Annotated in this window: 10 protein-coding genes; 4 read left to right on the forward strand and 6 right to left on the reverse strand. The window is 73.7% G+C overall.

Annotated elements, in window-relative coordinates; all coding sequences use genetic code 11:
- Positions 1-299: 299 nt before the first annotated feature.
- Both EV371_RS26725 and EV371_RS26730 read left to right on the forward strand, forming a co-directional pair.
- Positions 300-674, forward strand: coding sequence for a YciI family protein (locus EV371_RS26725; protein WP_130464491.1), 375 nt, complete (start codon positions 300-302; stop codon positions 672-674).
- Complete coding sequence (locus EV371_RS26730; RefSeq protein WP_130464492.1) at positions 667-1,929, forward strand: sigma-70 family RNA polymerase sigma factor; 1,263 nt, start codon at positions 667-669, stop codon at positions 1,927-1,929. Before EV371_RS26725 ends, EV371_RS26730 begins: the two co-directional genes overlap by 8 nt.
- 30 nt (positions 1,930-1,959) lie before the next feature.
- On the opposite strand, the gene EV371_RS26735 is transcribed toward EV371_RS26730, so the two are convergent.
- Entirely contained in the window at positions 1,960-2,379 is a 420-nt protein-coding gene (locus tag EV371_RS26735; protein WP_130464493.1) for a YccF domain-containing protein, read from the reverse strand.
- Positions 2,380-2,441: 62 nt separating this feature from the next.
- Positions 2,442-3,341 (reverse strand): PfkB family carbohydrate kinase, encoded by a 900-nt coding sequence (locus tag EV371_RS26740; protein WP_130464494.1) that lies wholly within the window; start codon positions 3,339-3,341, stop codon positions 2,442-2,444.
- Positions 3,342-3,507: 166 nt separating this feature from the next.
- On the opposite strand from EV371_RS26740, the gene EV371_RS26745 reads away from it, so the two are divergent.
- Positions 3,508-4,503 (forward strand): LLM class flavin-dependent oxidoreductase, encoded by a 996-nt coding sequence (locus EV371_RS26745; RefSeq protein ID WP_130464495.1) that lies wholly within the window; start codon positions 3,508-3,510, stop codon positions 4,501-4,503.
- A gap of 268 nt (positions 4,504-4,771) precedes the next feature.
- Here EV371_RS26745 and EV371_RS26750 read toward each other — a convergent pair whose 3' ends face one another.
- From EV371_RS26750 to EV371_RS26760, 3 genes are all read right to left on the reverse strand, one after another.
- Entirely contained in the window at positions 4,772-5,611 is an 840-nt protein-coding gene (locus tag EV371_RS26750) for an ATP-binding cassette domain-containing protein (RefSeq protein WP_130464496.1), read from the reverse strand.
- 270 nt (positions 5,612-5,881) lie between these two features.
- Positions 5,882-7,474, reverse strand: a complete 1,593-nt coding sequence (locus EV371_RS26755; RefSeq protein ID WP_130464497.1) for a golvesin C-terminal-like domain-containing protein — start codon at positions 7,472-7,474, stop codon at positions 5,882-5,884.
- 295 nt (positions 7,475-7,769) lie between these two features.
- Positions 7,770-8,945: an ROK family protein gene (locus tag EV371_RS26760; protein ID WP_130464498.1), complete on the reverse strand. Its 1,176-nt coding sequence runs from the start codon at positions 8,943-8,945 to the stop codon at positions 7,770-7,772.
- A gap of 179 nt (positions 8,946-9,124) precedes the next feature.
- Here EV371_RS26760 and EV371_RS26765 point away from each other — a divergent pair, with 179 nt between their 5' ends.
- A complete protein-coding gene (locus EV371_RS26765; protein WP_130464499.1) occupies positions 9,125-10,576 on the forward strand; it encodes a glycoside hydrolase family 3 N-terminal domain-containing protein in 1,452 nt (483 codons plus the stop codon).
- A 441-nt stretch (positions 10,577-11,017) separates the two neighbouring features.
- On the opposite strand, the gene EV371_RS26770 is transcribed toward EV371_RS26765, so the two are convergent.
- Positions 11,018-11,698: a GNAT family N-acetyltransferase gene (locus tag EV371_RS26770; protein ID WP_130464500.1), complete on the reverse strand. Its 681-nt coding sequence runs from the start codon at positions 11,696-11,698 to the stop codon at positions 11,018-11,020.
- Positions 11,699-11,964 lie beyond the last annotated feature (266 nt).

An 11,964-nucleotide genomic window follows, 5' to 3' on the forward strand; every position in this document is an offset into this window, starting at 1 on the left:
GTAAACGTTTCCGGGGAGTCTGCTCCGGTCTCGGCTGACCCGTCAAGAGCCGTTACAAAAACGTTTCGTACCTGCTCAGCGCGGTGCCGCCCCGCGGACCAGCGCCACGGGTCGGCTCCGCGGGTCGGCTCCGCCGCCCGGAAGGCTGCCGTTGCCGCCCGGGGAGGCTGCCGTGCGAAGGAGCCAGGATTTTCCGGCGACTTCCGTCGACGACATGTCGATCCGGGCGGTCGCCGTTCGTGTAGAGGTGGAGAGGTCGCCGGTGCCGTACCGGCGGCGCGAGGAGGAGGTCGCGGACCATGCAGCAGTACCTGCTCAGCATCTACCAACCCGACGGCGAGCCACCGGGCCCCGAGATCCTGGACCCGGTCATGCAGAACCTGGCGGCCCTGAACCAGGAGATGAAGGCCGCGGGCGCCTGGGTGTTCTCCGCCGGACTGCACCCGGCGAGCACCGCGACCGTGCTCCGGCCACGCGACGGCGAGATTCTGATGACCGACGGGCCGTACACCGAGGGCAAGGAGCACCTCGGCGGCTTCACCGTGATCCGCGCCCCCGACCTCGACGCCGCGTTGGAGTGGGGCGGCAAGCTGGCCCGGGCGATCGGCCTGCTGCCGATCGAGGTACGGCCACTGGCCGACGAGGCGGACAGCTGCGACCCGGCCGGTGTCTGAACCCCGGGCCCGTGCGACCGCCGCCGACGTCGAGCGGGTGTTCCGCACGGAGTACGGCCGGGCGGTCGCCGTCCTGATCCGCGTCCTCGGCGACATCGACGCCGCCGAGGACGCGGTGCAGGACGCGTTCGCCACCGCGATCCGGCGGTGGCCGGTCGACGGCACACCGCCGAGCCCGGCCGGATGGATCATCTCCACCGCCCGGAACCGGGCGATAGACCTGATCCGCCGCGAGTCCACCCGGGCGGACCGGCACGCCCAGGCCGCCCTGTTGCACACCCCCGACGAACCGGCAGGGCAGGCCGGGAGCGGGCCGGACGAGGAGGGTCCCGTGCGGGACGAGCGGCTACGCCTGATCTTCACCTGCTGCCATCCGGCCCTCGCCCCCGCCGCCCGGGTCGCGCTGACCCTGCGCCTGTTGGGCGGACTGACCACCGCACAGATCGCACACGCCTTCCTGGTTCCCGAGCCGACCATGGCCCAGCGGCTGGTACGCGCCAAGGGCAAGATCCGGGCCGCCCGGATCCCGTACCGGGTGCCGGCCGAGGCCGACCTGCCGGACCGGCTCCAGGCCGTACTCGCCGTGCTGTACCTGGTGTTCAACGAGGGCTACACCGCCAGCTCGGGCGACCGGCTCGGCCGGCCGGACCTCGCCGTCGAGGCGATCCGGCTCGCCCGGCTGCTCGCCGACCTCATGCCCGACGAACCGGAGGTGCTGGGGCTGCTCGCCCTGATGCTGCTGGTCGAGGCGCGCCGGCCCAGCCGCTGTGATCCGGAGGGCGGACTGGTGCTCCTGGCCGAGCAGGACCGTGCCCGCTGGGACCGGCGGCTCGTCGCCGAGGGCCAGGCGCTGGTCCGGCGTTGTCTCCGGCGCGACCGGCCGGGGCCGTACCAGATCCAGGCGGCGATCAACGCGGTGCACGCCGACGCGGCAACCGCGGCCGAGACGGACTGGGCGCAGATCCTGACGCTCTACGACCACCTGCTGGCGCTCGCCCCGAGCCCGGTCGTGGCGCTGAACCGCGCGGTCGCGGTCGCCGAGGTCGCCGGGCCGGCCATCGCGCTGGCCCTGGTCGACGACCTCGACCTCGGCAACTACCACGTGTTCCACGCCGTCCGGGCCGACCTGCTGCGCCGGCTCGGCCGTACCGCCGAGGCCGCCCTCGGCTACGACGCGGCCATCGCGCTGACCGGCAACGCGGTCGAGCAGGACTTCCTGCGCCGCAGCCGCCGGGCGCTGACCGGCACCGACTGACCCGGCCCACCGAACGTCGAAGCGGCGGCGTCAGCCCGCCGGGGCGGGCATCGCCCCCGGGCGACGGAGGTCGTCGACCTCCACCACCTCGCGGCCGAGCGGCCAGAACGCCGCCGGGACCAGCTTGAAGTTGGCGATGCCGAACGGGATTCCGATGATCGTGACGCAGAGCGCGACCCCGGCGACGATGTGCGCCAGCGCGAGCCACCAGCCGGCGAGTACCACCCAGAGCACGTTCGCCAGCCCGGAACCGAGCCCGGCACCGGGCTTCGCCACCAGGGTCCGGCCGAACGGCCAGAGCGAGTAGTAGGCCAGCCGCAGCGCGGCGACTCCGAACGGAATGGTCACGACCAGCACGAAGCAGATCAGGGCCGCGATCCCGTAGCCGATGGCGAGGGCGATGCCGCTGCCGAAGACCAGCCAGAGCAGGTTGAGGACGAAACGCACCATGCTCCCATCGTGCGCCCTCCGATCAACTCGTACGCCCTCCGGTCGACTCGTACGCTCTCGGGTCACTGCGCCGGCACGTAGAGGGCGTCGATCTCGGCCCGCAGCGGCAGCGCGACGGAGGCACCGAGCCGGCGGGCACAGGCGGCGCCGGCCGCGCTCGCCCAGCGGACCGCGTCGACCAGCTCCCTGCCCTCGCCCCAGGCCACCGCCAGCGCGCCGGTGAAGGCGTCCCCGGCGGCCGTGGAGTCGACCAGATCCACCGTGACCGCGGGCACGTGCACGGCGGTACCGTCGCGGTCGCCGTACCAGGCGCCGTGCCGGCCCAGCGTCAACACCGCGCGGGGCACCACGGCGAGCAGCGCCGCCGGGTTCTCCTGCCCGCAGCCGGTGATCGCCCGCGCCTCCGCCTCGTTGACCACCAGCAGGTCGACCGAGTCGAGCAGCTCGACCGGTACCGGCTGGGCGGGCGCCGCGTTCAGCACCACCCGGGTCCCGGCGGACCGGGCCGCCCGAGCCGCCCGGGTCACCGTGTCGACAGGGATCTCCAACTGCGCGACCAGCACGTCCGCCTCGCGTACGGCCGTCAGCTCGCCCTCGGTGAGTCCGGTGAACGCCGAGTTCGCGGCCGGGGTGACCACGATCGTGTTCTCCCCCTCGGCGTCGACGGTGACCACCGCCACCCCGGATGCGCCGTAGACCACCCGGACCCGTTCGGTGTCCACCCCGGCGGCCGAGATCCGGGCCTTGAGCGTCACACCGAACGAGTCGGAGCCGATCGCCCCGAGCAGTGCGGCGTCGGCGCCGGCCCGGGCGGCCGCGATCGCCTGGTTGGCGCCCTTGCCGCCGGCCACCATCACGAAGTCGGTGCCGAAGACGGCCTCCCCGGGTTTCGGCAGGGCGTCGGTGGTGACCATCAGGTCCATGTTGGCGCTGCCCATGACTACGACCCGCGGCCGGCTCACCGGCGGCACCTCCCGTTTCGGCGACCGCCCGGGTGAACCCCTTTCCGCCCCCGACCGGTCCGTCGTGGCCGGGGGCAGGGGTCGAGGGGCGGCCCGGGCAGCTCAGGCGGAAAGGGGTTCAGTCTAGAGCCGGCCGTTGTCGGTGTCGTCTGGCAGGCTGCCAGACATGGGACAGATGCCGATCGGAGTGATGTACCGGTGCGACACCGCCCCGGAGCAGCTTCCGGCGTACGCCCGGCTGGTGGAGCGGCTGGGCTACGACGAGCTGTGGGTGGTCGAGGACTGCTTCTACGGCGGGGCGGTCTCCAGCGCCGCCGTCGCCGCGGCGGTGACCGACCGGCTCAGGATCGGCATCGGCATCCTGCCGGCGGCGTTCCGGAATCCCGCGCTGGCCGCCATGGAGCTGGCCAACCTCGCCCGGCTCTTCCCCGGCCGGATCCTGCCCGGGTTCGGGCACGGGGTGCCGGAGTGGGTCCGGCAGGTCGGTGCCGGGCACCCCTCCCCGCTGGCGGTCCTCGGAGAGACCGTCGCGGCGGTACGCGCCCTGCTGGCCGGGGAACGGGTCACCGTCGCCGGTCGGCACGCCCGACTGCGCGAGGTGGCGTTGGACTTCCCGCCGGAGCAGCCGCCCCCGGTCTCGACCGGCGTACGGGCCGAGAAGTCGCTGCGGCTCTCCGGCCGGGTGGCGGACGGGACGATCCTGGCCGAGGGAGCCAGCCCGGCGTACGTGCGTTGGGCGCGGAAGTTGATCGACGAGGGTCGCCGGGAGGCCGGTCGTACCGACGACCACCGGCTCACCGTCTACGCCCACCTGGACTTCGACGAGGGCCGGGCAAGCGCCCGCCGGGAGTTCGCCGCCCAACTCGCCGGCGGCTGGGTGCTTCCACCGGCCGACGCCGACCTGGCCGACGAGATCACCGGCATGCTGGCCGGGTCGTCCGGCGTCGAGACGCTGGCGGCGGCCCTGCCCGAGCACTACCTCGACCGGTTCACCACGGCCGGCGGCGTCGCGCAGTGCACGACGGCGGTGACCCGGCTCCGGGAGGCGAGCGCGGACGCCGTGGTCTTCGTCCCGCCCCGCGACGCCCAGTCGGCGGTCGCCCAGGTCACCCTGGCCGCCGAGACGCTGCTTCCGGCGATCCACGACGCCACCGCCCGCTGACCGACACCCACCCGCCGATCCGCCGCCATCCACCTGGACACCAGATACGTAAAGCGTGTGTCGTGACGCCTCTGCCGTCCAGGTGACGGGCCGACCCCACCCGACGACAGCCAGCCCGCCCACGCCAGCCAGCCGACGACGACGGGCGGGCCGGCGACGGGCGGGCGGGCACCGCGTGCGACAGCGAGCGGGCACCGCATGCGACGGCGAGCGGGCACCGCATGCGACGGCGAGCGGGTCGGCAGGGCGAGCGGTGGCGGGCGGGTGCTCAGGCGGCGCGGGCGGTGAAGCGGTCGCCGGAGAACTCCACCACCAGCGGCACCCCGAAGGTCTTGGAGAGGTACTCGCCGGTGACCGTGTCCGCCAGCGGTCCCTGCGCCACGATGCCGCCCTCGCGGAGCAGCATGGCGTGGGTGAAGCCCGGCGGGATCTCCTCCACGTGGTGTGTCACCATCACCATCGCCGGTGCGTCGGGGTCGTGGGCCAGATCGGCGAGCCGGGCCACCAGGTCCTCCCGGCCACCGAGGTCCAGCCCGGCCGCCGGCTCGTCGAGCAGCAGCAGCTCCGGGTCGGTCATCAGCGCGCGGGCGATCTGGGTCCGCTTCCGCTCGCCCTCGGAGAGGGTCCCGTAGGTGCGGTCGGCCAGCGGCAGCACGCCGAACTGGTCGAGCAGGGCGTTGGCCCGCGCTTCGTCCAGCTCGTCGTACCGTTCGCGCCAGCGGCCCACCACCGACCAGGCGGCGGTCAGCACCACGTCCCGGACCCGCTCCTCGGCCGGGACCCGCTCGGCCAGCCCCGCCGTGGTCAGCCCGATCCGGGTACGCAGCTCGGCCAGGTCGGTGCGGCCGATCCGCTCGCCGAGCGCGTGCACCAGGCCGGTGGTCGGGTGCATCCGCCCGGCCGCCAGGTTGAGCAGTGTCGTCTTGCCCGCGCCGTTGGGGCCGAGGACCACCCAGCGCTCGTTCGGCCACACCCGCCACGTCACGTCACGCAGCAGTGGGGTGCCGGAGCGCAGTACGCCGACCCCGTGGAAGTCGATCACCACGTCCGGGGGTACCGGTGCCGGGGAGCCGGCGTCGGCAGGGACGGAAACCGGATCATCACGCACCCGACCATCCAACCACGCAGCACCGCTCCCCCCGCGACCAGCGTCCGGGCCGTAGGGTGAGGCGCCGTGTCGTACGTCACGTTGCCCGGAGGTGAGGCGTGCCGGCGGTGTCGTACTCGATCCTCTGGCCGACCGTGCTGCTCGGGCTGACGGTGCTGGTCGTCGGCGGCGCGTTCGCCACCTTCCGCCGCCGCGACCTGGCCTGAGTGGTTGGTAAGGAAGGGCCCCCGCTGCAACAAAAAACGACAAGCGGGGGCCCTTCCTTACATGTCAGACCCGGCTGACTCGGATGGCGTCGGCGATGATCAGGCCGGTGCCGCCGGTCCACCGGCTCACCGCCACCTTGTTCCCGTCACCGGCGGCGAGGGTGAAGGTGCCGAGAGTCCGCCACACGCCACCGCCGGAGCGCTGGTCGACGTAGACGGTCTGGTTACCGGTGGTGGTGGCGATGATGTACGGCGCCGAGCTGTTGTATCCGGGGTCGGCCGGGTACCAGGCGTCCACCCGGTAGCTGCCGGTCTCCGGGATGTTCACCTTGTACCAGGCCGGGTCGCTCGACTCGACCGGGTTCGCGAACCGGTAGTCCGCGCCCTGCTTCTGCCCGGAGTACGACGAGGTGCCCCAGTTGGCGCTCGCGGTGAACCGGTCGGCGGCGGAGTTGTCGACCGTCTGCGACCAGCCGCTGGGCGGGGTGGTCGAGCCGGTGACGAGCTCCATGTAGTACGTCCAGTTCCAGTGCGGCCCCGGGTCGGTGTGGGTGGCGCCGGGGACCTGGTTGTGCCCGATGATCCGGGTCCGGGTCTTCGGGATGCCGTACCGGTCGCAGAGGTGCCGGGTCAGCGCGGCCGAGGAGCGGTACATGGCGTCGGTGAACCAGGATGCCTGGCTGACGTACCCCTCGTGCTCGATGCCGATCGACTGGGTGTTGTAGGTCCAGTTGCCGGCGTGCCAGGCGATGTCCTTCTCCCGTACCGACTGGGTCACCGCACCGTCCGAGGAGCGGATCGTGTAGTGGGCGCTGACCTGCGAGGCCGGGTTCTGGAACCAGCTGATCGCGCCGGCATACGACCCCTGGGTCACGTGGATCACCACGTAGTTGATCGGGTACGACGACTCGCGGCTCGACGCGGTGTAGTTGGCCGAGTGGGCGGGCGCCCAGGCCGCCGGCCCGTAGTCGGTGCTCATGATGCCCATCCCGTCGGTGCTGCCGACCGGGGCCACGTCGCGCAGGGCTCCCCGGTCCGGGGCGACCTTGCGGGCGGGTACCCGTACCGGCCCTTCGGCGGTGGCGGCGTCGAGGCCGGAGCCGAGCAGGTCGTAGACGGTGTCGGCGTAGAGCCGGGCGACGGCCGGGGTGCTGGCGCCGCCGTACCGCACGATGGTGCCGTACCAGCGGTCGACGTCGCGGCGCTGTGCGGCGGTGAGTCCGGCGGCGTCGGCGTACGACCGCAGCACCGCTGCCGCACCGGCGACGTTGGCGGCGGAGTCGGTACGCAGGGCGTCCCGGTCCAGGCCGGTCAGTGCGGCGGCCTCGTCCAGGGTGCGCAGCTTCGGGTTGCTGGTCAGGTGCATGACGCCGTAGCCGCCGGAGGCGCTTGGCGCGCCCGCGTGCCCGTCGAGGTGCGTCTCGGCGTAGCCGAGCGCCACGAGCAGGTCACGGGGTACGTCGTACCTGGCTGCCGCCGCGTCGAAGGCGGCGGCCAGCGATCCGTTCACCGCGGCCGGGGCGGGCGCGGCCGGCCGGTCGACGGGTGCGGATGGTCCGGCCAGCGCGGGCTGGCCGGTGAGGCCGATGGCGAGGGACGCGATCAGGGTGGCGCCGAGCAGGTGGCTCGGACGCGATTGGGGGTTCCGAACGGTCACCGTCACTCCTCCCCGGAGAATGGACGTCCCGAGGGTCGGGACGCCGGGTGGCCGTACCGTATAGCCTTACTTCTGTCTATGTCGAGACCTTGCACCCAACTCCTGGCTCATGAAAAATATCTACATGTCAGCGCGACGGGTGCGCCCGGCCGGCACCCACGGGTGCGGCAGTTCGGTCGGGCGGGGAGCCGGCCACCTCGTCGCGGACGGCGCCGAGGGCCAGCAGTCAGCCGAGCGTGGAGCCGCACACCTCGTCGCCGCCGAAGTCGAGGATCACGAAGTCGAGGATCACCGGTCAGCCGAGCGTGGAGCCGAACACCTCGTCGCGGACGGCGTCGAGGGCCACCCGGAGGGCGCCGCGCAGCACCGGCTCGTCGGTCAGCTCGGTGGGTACGACCCTGGGGGTGACCAGGGTGATCGCGGCGACCTCGTGCTGCACCCGCTCGGCCAGCGCGGTGCCGCCGGCCTGGCCGACCTCACCGGCCAGCACCACCAGCGGCGGGTCGAGCACCACGCAACTGCTCGCCACCCCGAGCGCGAGGCGCCGGGCGACCTCGTCGAGCACCGGCCCACCCTCGGTACCGGCCGCGATGGCGGCCCGGATCGCGTCCGCCGCCGAGCCGGCCCGGAAGCCGTGCTCGCGGGCCACCGCGCGGACCGCGTCGGAGCCGGCGAGCTGGCCGAAGGCCGGTTTCGCCCGCCGGGAGGCGTCCCGGGGAATGGGCGCGCCGGGCACCGGCAGGTAGCCGATCTCGCCGGCCGCGCCGGTGCTGCCGTGGTGCAGCCGGCCGTTCAGCACGATGGCCAGACCGACGCCGACGCCGAGCCAGACCAGCACGAAGTCGTCCACCCCGCGCGCCGCACCGGACTCCGACTCGGCCACCGCGGCCAGGTTCACGTCGTTCTCGAAGACCACCGGGGTGTCCAGATCCTCGCGGAGCGCGGCGAGCAGGCCCCGGTGCCAGCGGGGCAGGTTGAACGCGAAGGTGATGTCCCCGGTGGCCGGGTCGACCAGGCCGGGCGTGCCGAGCACCACCCGGCGTACGGACGACAGCTCGGCCCCGGCGTCACTCGCCGCCTGCACCACCGCGTTGTGCACCACACCCACCGGGTCGTCGGTGTCCCGGGTGGACTGCTCGACCCGGCCGATCACCTCGCCGGTGATGTCGGCGCAGGCCGCCACCACCCGGTCCGGCCCGACGTCGACGCCGACCACGTGCGCGGTTCCCGGCCGGACGGCGTAGAGCTGCGCGTTCGGGCCGCGACCGCCGGCCTGCTCGCCGACCCGGCTGACCAGCCCGCGCTCCTCCAGGCGTTCCACGAGCTGGGACGCGGTGACCTTGGACAACCCGGTCAGCTCGCCCAGCTGCGCGCGGGTGAGCGGCCCGCGCGAGAGCAGCAGCTCCAGCGCGGCCCGGTCGTTGAGCGCGCGGAGCAGCCGGGGTGTACCAGGTAGCCGGGTCGTCGCCATGCGGTGTCCCTCGTTGTTTAAGAAGCTTTCTTAATAGCTAGGCTAGCCTTCATGGGAGTAGCCGTAGCGTAATGGCCCGGTACGGCCGGAGCGTTAAGCCGATCCGGTAGCGCTTGGCCGCGAGATGGTCCACCCGGGTGCGACACTCGGAGCCGGGAAAGGGCCGAAGGGGGAGGAACGTGCCGACCGATCCAGGAATCCGGCGCCTGGCGCTGGGCACACTGCTCGCCGCCTTCCCCGGCACCAGCCCGCCCGGCTGGGCGCTCGACCTGCTCGCCGACGGGCTGGCCGGGCACACCCTGTTCGGCCGGAACATCGCGCACCCCGACCAGGTCGCCGCCACCACGGCCGCGCTGCGCCAGGCCCGGCCGGACGTACTCATCGCGATCGACGAGGAGGGGGGCGACGTCACCCGGCTCGCGCACGCCACCGGCAGCCCCTACCCGGGCAACGCCGCGCTCGGCGCGGTGCACGACGTCGGGCTGACCGAGCGGGTCTACCACGCGATCGGCAACGACCTCGCGGCGGTCGGGGTCAACCTCAACCTCGCGCCCACCGTCGACGTCAACACCGCCGACGACAACCCGATCATCGGCACCCGGGCGTTCGGCGCCGACCCGGCCCGGGTCGCCACGCACGCCGCCGCCGCGGTCACCGGGCTACAGTCCGCCGGGGTCGCCGCCTGCGCCAAGCACTTCCCCGGGCACGGTGCCACGGTCGCCGACTCGCACCTCGAACTGCCCACCGTGGACGTACCGGTCGAGCTGCTCCGGGCCCGCGACCTGCCACCCTTCGCGGCGGTGGTCGCCGCGGGCACCAGGGCGATCATGACCGCGCACATCCGGGTGCCGGCGCTCACCGGCGACGACCCGGCGACGTTCAGCCCCGCCGTGCTGGGCGACCTGCTCCGGGGCGAGTACGGCTTCACCGGCGCGGTGCTGACCGACGCGCTGGAGATGCGTGGCGCGGCGGTGGCCGCCGGTGGCGTCGGGCCGGGCGCGGTCCGGGCGCTGGCCGCCGGGGCCGACCTGCTCTGCATCGGCGCGCAGGTCGACGCCGAGCTGGTCGAGCTGGTGGTCACCGAGATCGTCGCCGCATTGGCTGACGGCCGCCTCGACCGGGGCCGGGTCGAGCAGGCCGCCGAGCGGACCGCCGCGCTCGCCGCGTGGACCAGGGCCGCCGCGCCGGTCCGGGCCGCCGGAACAGACCTCGGGTACGCCGCCGCGCGCCGCGCCATCCGAGTCGAGGGCAGCCTCGACGGGCTCGGCACACCGCTGGTGGTACAGCTCTTCGCCGCCTCCACGATCGCCGAGGGGCGGGTGCCGTGGGGTCTCGAGCCACACCTGGGCGGCACCGAACAGCTCGGGGTCGTCGCCGCCGAGACGGACGCGGCCGCCCTTCGGAAACGGGCCGCCGGACGGCCGATCGTCGTGGTCGGCCGGCACCTGCACCGGCTGCCCGGCGGCCCCGAACTGGTCGAGGCGCTGGCCGGCAGCCACCCGGTGACCGTGGTCGAGATGGGCTGGCCCTCCGGCTGGCGCCCGGCCGGGGTACGCGCCTTCGTCACCACGTACGGCGCCAGCCACGCCAACGGCCGCGCCGCCGCCGAGGCCCTGCACCTGACCCACTGACCGGCACGACCCACTGACCGGCACGACGCACTGACCGGCACGACGCACTGACCGGCCCGCTCCGGTCGGCCCTGCGATGAGGGCCATACCTTGATCCCTACCAGGTCAAGTCCGCCGAACGGCCAGTTCGGACGAGGCCGCCGCAGGCTTGTAGAAGTTCGAGACGAATACGTAGCGTTACCGATACTGCGAACGACGTCACCACCTGGACCTCGGCCTGGGAGAGGACGCGGACCGTGGACCCCGGCGCGGGTCCACGGTCCGCGGACCACCCGCACGTTCCACGCTCCGCGGCTGACCCGCACGCGTGGCGCCAGGGCGACCGGCTGTTCCGGGCGGCGTCGCCAGCGCTTCGCATCGGACGCCAAACCGTGGCGCGGAGGGGCCGCTCCTGATTGGACCGCTCCGGTCACGACTCCGCCGGCTCGCCCCCCGCTCCGGTCACGGTCCCGCCGGCTCGCCCTCCCGCTCCAGTCCGTATGCGGACCAGCCCCGGTCGTCGAATCCGGCGGCCTCGGCGACCCGGGCCGACGCGAGGTTGTCGGGGTCGTGCAGATATGTCGGCACGGCGCCCTCGTCCAGGACCCGCCGGGCCGCCTGCGCGACCAGCCGACGGGCCAGTCCCCGGCCCCGGCCCGCCGGCTCGGTGCCGACGGCGATCTCGTGCCCGTAGCCGTCGTGCCGTTTGACGCCCACCCCGGCGAGGTAGCCGCCGTCGGAGTCCCGCACCACCAGCACCTCGCCGCCGAACGGCCGAAGCCACGGTGGCACGACCGGGTCGGCGGCGTCGACCCACTCACCGCCGTCCGGTAGCGGCGCCGGGGCGAGCGTGTAGCGGAACACCGCCCGGTAGCCCGCCCAGCCGGGCAGGCCGACCACGGCGGGCAGGTCGGCCAGCAGCGCCGCGATCGGCCGGCGTCCGAGCGCGCGTACGGCGGCGACCCGGGCCGGCGGCACCGAGAGTACGACCCCGAGCTGGTTGCCGACCCCGATCACCGGATGCCGCTCACCGTCCCAGCCCGGTTGGACCCGGCGCTCCGAGCCGACCACGTCCAGCGACCCTCCGGCCGGCCACTGGCCCAGCCAGGTCACCAGATGGTGATGCAGCCGCTGGTCGAGCATCCACCCGCCCCCGATCAACCGCCGGCCCGACAGGCCCGCCCCGGACAACCCGGTCGACGAAGATTATCAATGGCGGCCCGCCGACTCCCGTCACCAGGGTGAGCGGCGGTGGCGGCGGTGGCGACAGACCGACCGACCGGAGTGGACACACCGGGACGGCATACTGTCCCCGACAATCTCCGAGTCCGCAGGCCAACCCACCCAGGACTGTCCCAAAAAGGTGATCTTCGTTCAAACCGGGGGTTGAGGCATCACACCGGGCGCTG

The sequence above is a fragment of the Plantactinospora sp. CNZ321 genome, from assembly GCF_004217235.1.